The organism is Pseudomonas sp. MDV22-iso1, assembly GCF_058145095.1.
Genome location: NZ_JBYVMF010000011.1, coordinates 118,571 through 131,698, shown reverse-complemented (window position 1 = coordinate 131,698; position 13,128 = coordinate 118,571). Strand labels below are relative to the sequence as shown.

Below are 13,128 nucleotides of genomic sequence, written 5' to 3'. Positions count from 1 at the left end.
TTCAGTTTTCGTCGGCGATGGTCGTGCCACCGGCCCCGTTTGCGTCGTGCAGCAGACCACCAAGCCTGGGCACGGCCAGACAAAACAGCGCCACCAGCAGTTGCAGGCTACCCACGATGGCCAACGCCAGAGGAAGCACCGTGGAGTCACCACGGGTGATGCCAAGAACAACGAGAGGGCTGATAAATTCGCCGGCAAAAATGGCGGCGGTGAAACACCCGGCCGCCTGCCCGCGGTGATGGAAACTGACGTGGGACATGATCCAGGTGATCAGGGTTGGCAGCATCAATCCGATGCCCAGACCATTGATCGTCACTGCAACCACGACCTGCATATGGGTTGTGGCAGCCGCCATCGACAGCCCGCCGATGCCCGCCAGTGCGTAGGCAACGAGCAGCAGGTACTGCCCGCGAATCCCGCTGAACAAACGAAAACTCAGCGCACCGACGAGCACGCCCAGTTGGTTGGCCCCCATGGTCATGCCGATTTGTTGCGGAGCATCCACATGCAGCAGATTAAGCAGGTAGCCGGCCTGTACCGGCACGATGAACAAGCTCAAACCGGCCAGTAACGACAACCCATACAGGGGCGTAAGCACGCGCCACGGAAACTTCCCGGTCGACAATGACGGCGTCGGTTGCTCCGGCTGCGTGCGGGCTTGCGGCTCCCACAGTTGCCAGGCCATCAGCGGGAGAAAAATCAGCCCCACCGCGTACAACGCAAACGGCGTACGCCAGTCGTTTTGTCCCAGGAAGCCACCCAGCGCGATGAACGCCGCCGCCGACAACGACGTCGCAACCATCTGCAAGGCAAACAGACGCTCGCGTTTGGCACCGCTGTAGTAGTCACCCATCAGCGTGGTACAGCAGGTCATGATGCCCGCCTCGGCCAAACCAATGCCCGCCCGACTGAGCACGATCGCGTGCAGCGAGTCGAGCCACAGCGGCAACACGCCACAGAGGACATACAGCACCATGCTCGCCAGCAGTAACGGCTTACGCCCCAGTCGATCGGCGATCAGCCCGGCGAACGGTGCCAGCAACGCAATCATCAATGCCGGCAGCGTCAGTACGATAGGGACCAGCACGGCGCTGCCGTCGACGCTGGCAAAATGCGCCTGCATCCTCGGCAACACGGGGGCCAGCAACACGGCGCCCAACACCGGCAAGCAGCTGCCCAACAGCAGCAACAGCGATTGCGCCAATCCGGCTTGCCGGACGGGCTTTGCGAAGGTATCAGCGACCAAGACAGTGCTCCTTTATTTCCCGGTGGAGGACGTCCGCAACCACTGCCTTCTCAGGACCCTCCGTGATGTGTATCGGCGCATCAGCTCCCTGCACCTGGCGGCGTGCGGGTAGCAGGAAGTACGCCAGCGCCGGCAGCAATACCAATGCGCCGACCATGTTCCAGACAAACATGAAGGCCAGCAGCACGCCCATGTCGGCCTGGAACTTGATGGGTGAAAACGTCCAGGTCGCTACACCGATGGCCAAGGTAATACCGGTCAGCATCACCACCTTGCCGGTGGAAACGAGTGCGCGGTAATACGCTTCGGACAGGCTCGCCCCCTGACGCAGATGGCCCAGGAGAATGCTCATCACGTACAACGCATAGTCGACGCCGATGCCGACACCCAGGGCGATGACCGGCAGCGTCGCGACTTTGACACCGATATTCAGCCAGACCATCAAGGCTTCGCAGAGGATGGACGTGAGCATCAGCGGAATCACCGCACAAAGCGTTGCGCGCCAGGAACGGAAAGTAATCAGGCACAGCACAATGACCGCGCCGTAAACCCAGATGAGCATCTCGCGGTTGGCTTGCTTGACCACGATATTGGTCGCCGCTTCGATGCCGGCGTTACCGGCCGCCAGGAGGAATTGCACGTCGTCTGTATTGTTCTCGGCGGCAAATTGTTCCACGTGGTCGACCAGACGAGTCAGCGTTTCGGCCTTGTGATCGGTGAGATAGGCGTACAACGTCAACAGGCTGCAATCTTCGTTGTACAAGCCCCGCGGCGCGCTGGCGGTGATCATATTGAGCATCGCCTGATTGTTCTGCAGCTCGTACCACTTGGGATTGCCTTCACTAAGGCCGACCAGCATCCGCCGGTTCAGCAACGCCAGTGAATTGGTCGAATCAACGCCCGGCAAGGCGCGCAATTGCCAATCCAACGCATCGACTTTGGCCAGGATGTCATAGCGCGCACAGCTGCTGGCCGGGGTTTTCACCATCACCGCAAACAGGTCGCTGCTGGCGCCGTAATGACGGGTCAGATAGGCATCGTCCTGGTTGTAGCGCGAGTCCGCACGCAACTCCGGTGCACCGGCGTCGAGGTCACCGATTTTCAGTTGCAGGCTGACCAGGAAGCCGACGGCTGCCAATGCGAGGCTGATGGCGATGCACAGGCTGGCCCAACGCCGATGAGTAAACAGGTCCAGAAAACGCCAGAACGCATGGCGCGTCTGGCCCGTTTGCTCGGCTTGCTCGCTTTTGAGGCTCAGTTGCGCGGCGCGGGGCGTCACACCGACATAAGAGAGCAACACCGGCAGCAAAATCAGGTTGGTGAAAATCAGCACGGCCACGCCGATACTGGCGATGACCGCGAGGTCTTGAATGACCTGGATTTTGATCAACATCAGCACCGCAAAACCCACGGCATCACACAGCAGCGCTGTCAGCCCGGCAAGGAACAGGCGTCGAAAGGTGAATCGCGCAGCCACCACCCGGTGCATGCCACGCCCGATGTCCTGCATGATGCCGTTCATTTTCTGCGCGCCGTGGCTCATACCAATGGCAAACACCAGAAACGGCACCAGCACGGAATACGGGTCCAACTGGTAGTTCAGCAATGGCAGCAACCCGAGCTGCCAGACCACCGCCACCAGCGAGCACAGCACCACCAGCACCGTACTTCGCAAGCAGCGGGTGTACCAGAACAGCACGGCGGTGGTGATCAGGATCGCGACGGCGAAGAACAGCAGGATCTGCTTCAGGCCGGCAATCAGATCGCCGACTTTTTTCGCGAAACCAGTGATACGAATGTCGATGTTATCGCTTTGATAAGTGCTGCGTAACGTCTCCAGTTGCTCGGACAAAACCGCGTAATCCAGCGGCCTTCCGTCTGAAGTGGCGGCCAGTAGCGGCACGTAAATGATGCTGGAGGTCTGATCGAGGGCTACCAGTTGGCCAAGTTCGTTGGAGCGCTGCACATTGCGCCGTAGCGCGTCGAGGTTAGCAGCGGTGCCGCTGTAGTCATCCGGTATCACCGGGCCGCCATCGAGACCCTCTTCAGTCACCGCGACCCAGCGCGTGGCCGGTGTCCACAGCGACTTCATGTACGCTCGATCGACACCCGGCATCAGGTAGAGTTTGTCGCTCAGGGCTTGCAGGGTTTTCAGGTACTCGGCGTCGTAGATATCGCCGTGTTTGTTGGCTACGACGATCCGCAGTGCGTTGCCTAAACCCGTGAGCTGTTTCTGGTGCTCAAGATAATTCGCAATGTAGGGCTGCTGCGTGGGAATCATCTTTTCGAAGCTGGCATTGAGCTCGATACGCGTGGCTTGATAACCCAGCACCAGGGTCGTCAGTACACATAACACAAGGACCCACAGGCGGTGATTGAACAGCGTGCGCTCTACCACTGAACCGGAGCGTGGATCGAAATTCGCCAGGCTTGCCGTGGCGTTGTCGAAAGACTTCATAACCTCACTCCGAAGCGTTGGCGACTGACGGCGACAGGCGCGTCAATCCAGTGAAACCCGCCAGCGTCAGGCTGCCATCAGCGGCCTGGATAACACTGGAGACGGGCTTGCCGAGCGGTTTGCCATAGGGCACAAGCGTCGCGCCGGACGGTTTGTCGGTGCGAAACAAGGCGCCACTCTGATTGACCAGCAACAACTGGCCGTCGTCGGTACGAATGGCATCGCTGAAAGACACCGGCATCGAGACCGGTGCAGGCTGAAAGCTTTGGCCCAGGTCACTCGAGACAAACGCATTGCCCTTTAACCCGGCCACCAGCAACACACCGTTGTCGCCCGTTTGCGCGGTGAAGAAGCTCCCGGTGTAAGGACTGTCCAACGGCGTGAATGAATGGCCGGCATCGTCGGAACGAGCGAGGTAGCCCTGCTCGCCCGCCAGAAACCAGTGCTGTCCCTGTTGAGTGATCGCAGACAAGTGCGCACCCATCGGGTTATCAATGTCCCCCATGATGGAATGCCAGGTGGTGCCGCCATCGTCGGTTCGGAAGGCAAGGCCATACGCACCCACGATCAGGCCGTGTCGGTCGTCAACAAATTGCACAGCGAGAAACGGCTTGTCAGCCCCCTCGCTGGCCAGTCGTTCAGCCGTTTGCACCCGTGCGGCGGCGGCAACCTGATCGGTGGCCGATGGTTGTTGCTGACGAGCGCTTACCAGCTCCAGCTGTGCGGCACGCAGGCCATCGAGTTGCACCACCCAGTGCTCGCCACCGTCATGCGTGACCAATACAACACCCGCATGCCCGACGGCCCAGCCCGTAAGGGCGTCGACAAACTGCACGGCCGTCAGGCTGACGGAAACCGGTACCGTCGCTTGACGCCAGCTCACGCCGTGGTCATCGGAAAGCAGCACGATGCCCCGCTCACCCACCGCCACCAGCCGCGCACCTGCCCGAGCCAAGTCCAGCAGCACCGCGGATTTCGCTTGAGGCGCCTGCATTGCCGGAGTATCGAGCATGTTGCCCACCGATGCGGCATGCGCCAGGCCCAATGGCAATGCCATCAGACACATCAGCCGACCAACCACCTGACAGATTCTGTTCATTACCGACCTCGAAAAACCTTTTGAAACCGGATCAGGGTTCGCAAACCGCGACCCGGTCTTTCTCAACGAACGCCGGCACCCGCCATCGCCGCCGGTGAAAACTCGGAGGCCTTGTAGCGATCAACCATGCCGTACTGTTCCGACTGGCCGGTGTAGACGTTCTGGATAAACCAGGCGCCGGAGGTCAGGTCGTAAAAGCCCGAGGACAATTGCGCTTGTGCGGGCAGGTCAGGAAGTACCGCCGGCAACGACCACAACGTCTTGGCGAGCTGGCCGTTGGCATCCCAACGGTCGCCCAACATGGCTTGCCAGGTGTCCTCATCAAGGTAGTAGCGGCCCTTCGGCAACTGGTGACGCTTGCCCGGTGCCAGGTCCGCTTCCACGACCCACACCCGGTGCAGCTCCCAGCGCACGTAATCCGGATTCATGTGGTGAGGGAGAAACAGGTCTTCCGGTTTGGCGGCGGTTTGCACCTTGTTCGTGTTGTAGGGGATGTACATCTCCTGCTTGCCCACGAGCTTCCAGTTGAAGCGGTCAATGCGGCCCTGGAACACGCTCAATTCGTCGAACGACATCACCCCGGCAGTCGCGGGCGTCGGCGTATCGCAGCAAGCATTGGGCAATTTGCGCACACGGCGTTGGCCGGTCAGATAAACGTGCGCCTGAGACAGGTCGCCGTTGATGTTGGTACGCCCCATGATCTGCTCGCCAGCGCGCAATGGCGGCCCGACGTTGAGCAGTCGGAATAGCCAGTAATCACCGGCAAACGATTCCGGCGTCCCATCCTGGTAGTAATACGGCATCTCCTGAATGGCTTGCCCGTCGGTCGTCATGACCTGCTTGCCATCTGCAGTCATCAGGTAATGACGGAAATGCATCGATACCGAGGTGCCACGCCAATTCAGTACGTGGTTCCACATGGCTTCGGCGCCGTTTTGCGGGATCGGAAACGGAATGCCGCCAAACGCGCCTTGAGGTACCGGACCCGCGCTGCTGTCCACCAGCTTGGCGCGCGTGGCGTTTTTCAGGGTGTTGTCATACACCCATTGCGGTGCGGCAGCCGTACGACGTGTCGGGTAAACGTCGATGCGATACGTGTCCGGGAAACGCTTGAACATCTCCTTGGTGCCGTCGCTGAGTTTGCCCGCGTATTGGGCGAGATTTTTTGAGGTGATGCTGAACAACGGCTTGTCTGCCGCGAACGGGTCGCTACGCTTGCCGCCTTCCTTGTACGACGGATCGACCTTGGTGTAACCACCGTCCCAGGCGGGAATCGAGCCGTCAGCGTTACCGGCGCGCTCGGCACCGAACGGTGTCAGGCTCTTCGACAGCTTGGCCGCGTCTTCAGCCGTTGCCGCCAGCGTCACCTGGCTGAAAATGGCCAGGCTACCCAGCAGTGCGAAGCAAAGCGCTTTGAGCTTGAAAGCTCCGATTTTGTTGTTGTGAGTCATGCGCAAGTCCTCTTAAAACGTGGTCTTGACGGAGAAAGCCAGGTAGTCCCGGTCTTTCAGCGATTGCTTGTAGTTGAACTGGCTGGCCGCATTGAGGTTGGTGTCCTCGGGGCCGTAGTAATGCGTGTAGGTCAGGCCGGCGGTAACGCGATCCAGGTAGGTCGCGGTAATACCGATGTTCATATCGCCGCCGTTGTCCGGGCCGAAGGAGCTGACCACGGCCGATTTACCCAGCGGGAAGTAGCTGAGACCGACAGGGATGCTGATATCGATACCGGAGAAGAACTGGCGATAAGTCGGGGTGTACACCACCTTGAAACCAAGGCCGTCATCGGTGGCATTGGGGTCGAGGGCGGCACGGTTCTTCGTGACGTTCAGGAGTCGGTTCCAGGCGATCTCACCGACCAGCCCCGACTCCCTTGCGATGAAGTTCGGCCCGAACGAGGCCAGGACGTTGAGGTTGACGTGAGCAGTACGGCCGACCGCGTAGAGCGCATCGTCATCGTTGTCAGCGACCACGCCAGGCAGGACGGTTTGACCGTTGGAAACCAGCGGCATGTTCCAGCGCATGGAAGCTTCACCGGCGAAGCTGTACTCGTCGACGGTGGTCGAAAAACTCGCTCCAAAGGCGCGAATGTCTTCCGGGTACACCCAGTAGTACTCGCCGATCTGGCCGGTACTGAAGTTCGGTGTACCGGTGGATGGCTTGAGGTACAGCTTGGGTGTTTTGTCGTGATACTGAATCGCGTACAGGCCGTACTCCACCGTTTCCGCGCTGTACTTCAACTGCAGGCCACCCTGCCCCGAACTTCTCGCTTCCTTGTCATTGCCATGGAAGAACGCTGCCGGGCTGCCAGGATTGCCACCGAGGAATGCAGGAAATGGCGCTCCCACGATCAAGCGTTCGTTGCCTTCACCAATGGTGTCGCTGGTGGAAAAGTAACTACCGGCCCCCGGCAGGCGCGTCTCTTCCCACTCGAGTTGGTAGTAAGCGCCGAGCGACACATCATCTGTCAGCTGGAAGGTCCCCGACAGTTGATTGACCGGGCGGGTGATTTCCTTGAACTGGGTGTTCGGTACGGACTGCGCCTTCACCACATCGACCGGTCCCATGCCACCGGCAATGCCGTTGGCACCGAAGAACAGGCTCTCGCCCCAGATCAAGCCGTGGCGACCGGCACGCACGGACGTGGCGTGATCGGCCAGCTCACCGTTCCAGTACACGAACGCATCGAGCAATTCGCCGTCGCCGCCATGCAGGTGACGGGTGTCGTCGGTGAATTCGTCATAGGCCACCGAACGCGCGTTGGCCCGTGCCGGATCGTCATTGTCGTTGTCGTTCTGGTATTCGGTGTCGTACCAGGCGGCGCCGCTGAGGCGTGCGCCGACGTTTTTGAACGACATATCCATCTCGGAGAGGATGTCCGTACGGTTGGAAATCAGACCCTTTTTGAAAGCCCGATCGCCATCGTCCTGATTGAGTGCCACCTGCCCCTCGGTCAGTTTGCTGCCGGGATTCTGGGTTCGCCAGGCGGCGCTGTACTTCACCGTGTTATCCCAGCGCAGGTTGAAATCCGGATTGCCGGTATCCACCTGAAAGGCATGGGCAGCCTGGCTGCACAGCACCAACGCGGCGGCCAATGTGAAACCAAAGGGTGCAGACGTGCAGACCGGGCGGCGCGCAAGCGTCGCAGTCGTGGAGCTAACCATCGCGTTAACCTCTTGTTTTTATAGTGGTAACAGCTGTGGGGGACAGATCTTTCGAATCAGATGGGCTCTGCCGTGCGCGCCAGCATCTGCTTGACCAGGCCGATACGGTCGAATGCACGGTCGTGTTGCATTTCCTTGTCTCCAGCCAGTACAGAGCTCTCGCTGATGTACTTGCAGCGCTCGAACCGGCGCGTCATGAAGCGCTGGAGCTGTTGCTCGACGCTGCCGTCGCGGGTCAGTTCTTCACTGAGCACGATGGCATCTTCGATCGCCATGCCGGCCCCTTGGCCAAGGTGCGGCGTAGTCGCGTGTGCAGCGTCGCCAATCAGCAGGACGCGACTGCGATACCAGGGCTCATCGACGAAGACCACTTCCATCGGCTTGTAGACCACTTGGCTGCTGTCGGTGATTTGTTCGCGCAGCTCACCGATGAGGCCAGTAAAACCCTGTAGGCGTTGGCGCATCTGATCGGCCAGCGTCGCCGGGTCCATCCACGGGTTGGACGGTTCGTGGGACGTGAGAAACAGGTACATCAGGTCACCCGCCAGCGGCACCAGGCCGGCGTTGCCTTCGGCGCTCTGGTAGTTGGCGAGGTGATCGATCTGCGGAGCACGCGGGAAGTTGTAGCGCCACACCGACTGGCCGGTGAAACGCGGGGTGTAGGTGTCACCAAACAGCAAATCGCGAACCCTGGAGAACAGACCGTCGGCGCCGACGACCAGGTCGTAGGCAGCGCCAGTGCCATCGGTGAACACTACATCGACGCTGTCGCCTTTATCGTCCAGGGATTCAACGCTCAGGCCCAGGCGTACTTGCGCGCCCAGTTCCAGCGCCGTTTCACTGAGGACCTTGTGCAATGCCAGGCGTGAAATGCCCACGTTGGCCGGGTACGCAGGCCCTGCCAGTCGTTGACCGGGGATGCGCGCCAGTTGCTGGCCGGCCGGGCCATAGATGGCGACGTCTTCGAAGGCATACGCCGCATCAAGATACCCATCCAGCACACCCAGTTTGGCCATCTCGCGGACAACGTTGCTTTGCTGGATGATCCCGACGCCGTACACCGTCCACTCCGACTTGAGTTCGATCAGATCGACTTCAATGCCCTTGCGCCGCAGTGCAATGGCGGCACACAAGCCACCAATACCACCGCCCACGATCAGAACTTTGTTCACTGCACTCATGGTTTTCTCACTTTTTTATTCTTGTGATTCGATACAGCGTCGGGCACTGCGTCGTTAGGTTCAGCTTCCCGCCAAAGCAGGGATTTGACTAATCGCGAGTAGGGATGCGATGTATCTCCAAACGCGATACCTCGAGGTGGGTCGATGCGCACTCCGTGTCGGGCATTTGCAGCACCAGCCAGCCCTCCTCCAAACGCCATCGCAACGCCTCCAGTGTCTGGCCCAGACAGGGGCCGTAGACGCATTCACCCGTGCTCGGCAGAAACTGTGCACCGTGCGCGTAACAGACAATCAACTGGCCGTCGGCCGATAAAAAACGATCCTTGCGGTACTCCAGGCGCACATCCAGATGCGGGCAGCTGTTGCGATAAATCCGCACCTGCCCCTCGTGCAGCAAAGCAAAAACACTGTCCCTGCCGCGCTGCAATGGATCGAATCCACGCGCCTGCCCTTGCGCTAGCTCGTCCAGCCGGCACAGGAAAAAATCCCTTTGGCTCCTGGCTGACATCTGCACTCAACCTTGCTTGGGTGGTGGACCGCCAGGCGCCCATTTTTCTTTTGAGCTGAACAGAAACAGTTGCGAGTTATCGGCTGACAACGGTGCGCGACGGGCTTCCCAGGCGTCATCGTGTTTGTCCATGTCGGCGTCGTATTCAATATGGCAACCGAGCGGACTGTTGAAGTACCAGAACCAGTTGGAGCCAAAGAGGTGACGGCCAGGGCCCCAGAAACTGGTCCAGCCTTTTTGCTCGAAACGAGTACCGGCCAACAGCACTTCGGTGCCACTGCCCATGTGAAAAGTGAAGTGCTCGCAGCCTTTCATGTGTGGCGGGGTCTGAATCATGAACAGGCAATGGTGATCATCGGAACTTGCCGGGCGCATGAAAGGGCCGGCGCCGATGAAGGTGTCCGTGGTCCGAAAGCCCAGGCGCTCGGCATAGAACGCTTCGGCCTTGGTCGCGTCGGGGACGAAATACACCACGTGGGACAAGGTGCGTGGCACCGCGCTCATGTCGAGGGTGATGCCGGGCTGGTTCAGCGGGCGTTGTGGCGCATGACCGGCGGCGTTGGTCAGGTCGTCCGGGGCGTCGTACGCCTTGCGCACGGTGACCTGGAAAGCGATCGCGAAGCCCATGTCATCGACGCTGTGCAGTACGCCGTTTTCCCGGGAGACCTGGCGGTCTCGCGCCAATTCGTCCTCGATGGCGTCGAGGTCCGCCGCGCTGGCAACGCCGTAGACGGTTTCGCGAATCGACGGCGCCGGGCCGATGGCCGCCGGAAGGGTCGGATCGTCCGCACGGCGAATGATCACGGCCGTGCCGTCCAGTGCTTCAAAACGCCCGCCATCGCTGTCGACGTCAACCGGCGCAAGGCCGTAGTCACGCAGGCAATCGGTACAGGCTTGAATGTCATCGACGCCAAAGATCAGGGCATCAAGGCCAATGATGTTCATGGCTTACCACTCCATTGAAATTATGATCCGGAGACTGCTCGACCAGGCCGTTCAGCTGCGCATGGAATCCGGTGGTGGTGTCGGCCAGAGGTCCGACTGCGGCGAAGATTGACGCGCGGTTTGGCAACTGACTAATCGCGAGTGGGGATGCGACCTATCGGCAAACGCGATACCTGGTGGCGCGGGATGACCGCGTGAAGGCGGGGTTGACGGGACGATCAATTCACCGGAATGTATCGTGAAAATAAATACAACAGTGGGCATGCCTGATGCGCTTCAACCACCTGGATCTCAATCTGTTGGTGGCACTTGATGTGTTGCTCGAAGAGCAGAACATCACCCGTGCCGCCGAACGACTGCACATGACTCAATCCGCAACCAGTGGCGTGCTCGGACGTCTGCGCAGTTATTTCGAAGACGAACTGTTGGTGCAGGTGGGGCGCAAGATGCAGCCCACGCCTTATGCCCAGAAGCTCGCCAAACCGATCCGCGAAGTGCTGCTGACGATTCAGTCCTCGATCACCGCCAAGCCGGTGTTCGACCCCACCACCAGCAAGCGCCACTTTCGCCTGGTGACCTCGGATTACCTGATCAGCGTGCTGTTTGCCCAGGTGATCCAGAAGATCCATCAGGAAGCGCCGAACATCACGTTCGAGATGCTTGGCCCTGGTGACAACTCCGGTGAATTACTGGTTCGCGGCGAAGTCGACCTGATGATCGTGCCTGAGCGCTACATCATCGAGGGTCACCCTCACAAACTGCTGTTCGAAGAGGAACACGTCTGCGTGGTGTGGGACGGCAATACTCAGGTCGGCGATAGTTTGAGCCTTGAACAGTACATGGACATGGGCCACGTCTCCGTCGGTTTTGGTCGCACCCGGCACTTGAGCATCGAAGAGTGGTTCATGAATCAATACGGCTTCAACCGCCGTATCGAGGTCATCACCAATGACTTCAACACCCTGCCGCAGCTGGTCGTCGGCACTCAACGCATCGCCACCATGCACCAGCGTCTGGCGCGGTTGTATGCCGAACACCTGCCGCTGCGCATCCTCAATCCTCCCGTGAAAATTCCTGTCATGCGCGAGGTCATGCTGTGGCACCGCAGCGTGGACGGCGATCCGATGCACCGCTGGTTGCGCGAGCGAATCAGCGAATTCATCCAGCATCTGGAGCACGATCATATCGCCGCGCGCGATACCTCTCATCCCGAGTCACGATTGGTCAATTAGCCCGAGCGTCCTTAACGTGCCTTGTGAACGCTCAAGGCAACCAAAAGGACAACAACAATCATGTTCCGTTATTTCCCGACCAATTACGTGTGGAATCTCTCCGTCGACCTGGCCATCGAGATGGGCGCCCGCATAGGTGAAATCGAAGAGATGTGCGCGCCGCTGCAAGAAGCCGCCCAGCAGCCCGACGCCGCCGGAACCAAGGCGTTTCGCGAAACCTGGGCCAAGATGGCCGACAAACTCTGCGGCCTGGCCGAGGAAGATGAAGGTAACGGCCGTCTTCTTTCAGCGGGTGAAAAGTACAACCGCGCGGCCACTTATTACCTCACGTGCGAACGACTTCAGGCCCACGGCGCGCCCGGCCGTACCGAGTTGTACCAGCGCTTTCTGCAGACCTTCAAACGCGGTATCGAACTGTCGCGGGAGAACTGCGAGCGCGTCGAAATCCCCTACGAGGGCAAACACATTTCCGGTTTGCTGGTGCGTGCCGAAGGCGTAACCGGTCCCGCCCCGATTCTGGTGCAGGTCAATGGACTGGACTCGACCAAAGAAATGAAATATCGCGTCGGGCTGCCGGCGTGGTTGGCAAAACGCGGTGTCTCATCGTTGATCATCGACCAGCCCGGGACAGGCGAAGCCCTGCGCCTGCATAACCTGATTGCCCGTTTCGACAGCGAGCATTGGGCCAGTCGCGTGGTCGACTGGCTGGAGACCCGTAGCGACGTGGATGCCAAACGCATTGGCCTGGAAGGTGTTTCTCTGGGCGGCTATTACTGCCCGCGTGCCGTGGCGTTTGAACCACGGTTTGCTTGCGGTGTGGTGTGGGGCGCCAACCATGACTGGCGCGATGTACAAAAACGTCGCCTGGAGAAAGAAGGCAGCTTCCCCGTACCGCACTATTGGGCGCACGTGCAGTGGGTGTGGGGTGCAAAGGATATGGATGAGTTCATGGCCATTGCCGAGAACGTGCACCTGGACGGCGTACTGGACCGCATCAAGGTTCCGTTCCTGGTGACCCACGGTGAAAAGGATTCGCAGATCCCGCTGAAGTGGGCACAGCGTACGTACGAGCAACTGGTCAACAGCCCCAAACGTGAACTGAAGATCTTCACCGAACGCGAGGGTGGCGTGCAGCATTCGAGTTTTGACAACAGCATCAACGCCGGTCAGTACATCGCCGACTGGGTTGCTGAAAACCTGGGTGGCCATACGGCTTGACCGGACTGGTGTAGGTGCTGGCTAGCGGCGATGGCGGCCTCCCAGCCGCCACATCTCTCGCGGCCCTATTTGATCCACTG

The 13,128-nt window shown here is 59.8% G+C and carries 10 protein-coding genes; 2 read left to right on the top strand and 8 right to left on the bottom strand.

The genetic code is table 11. The annotated features are described in order from the left end of the window. Position 1: 1 nt before the first annotated feature. The 8 genes from AC3ZVB_RS14765 to AC3ZVB_RS14730 all read right to left on the bottom strand — a co-directional run bounded on the left by AC3ZVB_RS14765 (position 2) and on the right by AC3ZVB_RS14730 (position 10,598). A complete protein-coding gene (locus AC3ZVB_RS14765; RefSeq protein ID WP_490146934.1) occupies positions 2-1,246 on the bottom strand; it encodes an MFS transporter in 1,245 nt (414 codons plus the stop codon). After that, complete coding sequence (locus AC3ZVB_RS14760) at positions 1,236-3,704, bottom strand: efflux RND transporter permease subunit (protein WP_490146933.1); 2,469 nt, start codon at positions 3,702-3,704, stop codon at positions 1,236-1,238. The genes AC3ZVB_RS14765 and AC3ZVB_RS14760 overlap by 11 nt, the downstream gene beginning before the upstream one ends. A 4-nt stretch (positions 3,705-3,708) precedes the next feature. Then, positions 3,709-4,803 (bottom strand): WD40/YVTN/BNR-like repeat-containing protein, encoded by a 1,095-nt coding sequence (locus tag AC3ZVB_RS14755; RefSeq protein WP_490146932.1) that lies wholly within the window; start codon positions 4,801-4,803, stop codon positions 3,709-3,711. A 62-nt stretch (positions 4,804-4,865) separates the two neighbouring features. Beyond that, positions 4,866-6,254 (bottom strand): DUF1329 domain-containing protein, encoded by a 1,389-nt coding sequence (locus AC3ZVB_RS14750; protein WP_162438963.1) that lies wholly within the window; start codon positions 6,252-6,254, stop codon positions 4,866-4,868. 12 nt (positions 6,255-6,266) lie between these two features. Further along, on the bottom strand, positions 6,267-7,964 hold the full coding sequence (locus tag AC3ZVB_RS14745; protein ID WP_490146931.1) for a DUF1302 domain-containing protein: 1,698 nt from the start codon (positions 7,962-7,964) through the stop codon (positions 6,267-6,269). A 56-nt stretch (positions 7,965-8,020) separates the two neighbouring features. Beyond that, positions 8,021-9,145 carry an FAD-dependent oxidoreductase gene (locus tag AC3ZVB_RS14740; RefSeq protein ID WP_490146930.1) on the bottom strand — a complete coding sequence of 375 codons (1,125 nt, stop codon included), beginning with the start codon at positions 9,143-9,145 and terminating at the stop codon, positions 8,021-8,023. Positions 9,146-9,233: 88 nt separating this feature from the next. Next, positions 9,234-9,653, bottom strand: coding sequence for a Rieske (2Fe-2S) protein (locus tag AC3ZVB_RS14735; RefSeq protein WP_162438995.1), 420 nt, complete (start codon positions 9,651-9,653; stop codon positions 9,234-9,236). 6 nt (positions 9,654-9,659) lie between these two features. Next, the gene (locus AC3ZVB_RS14730; RefSeq protein WP_490146929.1) at positions 9,660-10,598 is read right to left on the bottom strand and encodes a VOC family protein; all 939 of its coding nucleotides are present in this window, start codon (positions 10,596-10,598) and stop codon (positions 9,660-9,662) included. A gap of 269 nt (positions 10,599-10,867) precedes the next feature. Here AC3ZVB_RS14730 and AC3ZVB_RS14725 point away from each other — a divergent pair, with 269 nt between their 5' ends. Together AC3ZVB_RS14725 and AC3ZVB_RS14720 are read left to right on the top strand one after the other, a co-directional pair. Then, positions 10,868-11,830: a LysR family transcriptional regulator gene (locus AC3ZVB_RS14725; protein WP_490146928.1), complete on the top strand. Its 963-nt coding sequence runs from the start codon at positions 10,868-10,870 to the stop codon at positions 11,828-11,830. Positions 11,831-11,890: 60 nt separating this feature from the next. Continuing rightward, positions 11,891-13,048, top strand: coding sequence for an alpha/beta hydrolase family protein (locus tag AC3ZVB_RS14720; RefSeq protein WP_490146927.1), 1,158 nt, complete (start codon positions 11,891-11,893; stop codon positions 13,046-13,048). Positions 13,049-13,128 lie beyond the last annotated feature (80 nt).

Bases quoted from the DNA above. Each gene is read 5' to 3' on its own strand.
- AC3ZVB_RS14725 (WP_490146928.1), top strand. From the start codon at position 10,868: ATGCGCTTCAACCACCTGGATCTCAATCTGTTGGTGGCACTTGATGTG.
- AC3ZVB_RS14760 (WP_490146933.1), bottom strand. From the start codon at position 3,704: ATGAAGTCTTTCGACAACGCCACGGCAAGCCTGGCGAATTTCGATCCA.
- AC3ZVB_RS14750 (WP_162438963.1), bottom strand. From the start codon at position 6,254: ATGACTCACAACAACAAAATCGGAGCTTTCAAGCTCAAAGCGCTTTGC.
- AC3ZVB_RS14735 (WP_162438995.1), bottom strand. From the start codon at position 9,653: ATGTCAGCCAGGAGCCAAAGGGATTTTTTCCTGTGCCGGCTGGACGAG.
- AC3ZVB_RS14755 (WP_490146932.1), bottom strand. From the start codon at position 4,803: ATGAACAGAATCTGTCAGGTGGTTGGTCGGCTGATGTGTCTGATGGCA.
- AC3ZVB_RS14720 (WP_490146927.1), top strand. From the start codon at position 11,891: ATGTTCCGTTATTTCCCGACCAATTACGTGTGGAATCTCTCCGTCGAC.
- AC3ZVB_RS14745 (WP_490146931.1), bottom strand. From the start codon at position 7,964: ATGGTTAGCTCCACGACTGCGACGCTTGCGCGCCGCCCGGTCTGCACG.
- AC3ZVB_RS14730 (WP_490146929.1), bottom strand. From the start codon at position 10,598: ATGAACATCATTGGCCTTGATGCCCTGATCTTTGGCGTCGATGACATT.
- AC3ZVB_RS14740 (WP_490146930.1), bottom strand. From the start codon at position 9,145: ATGAGTGCAGTGAACAAAGTTCTGATCGTGGGCGGTGGTATTGGTGGC.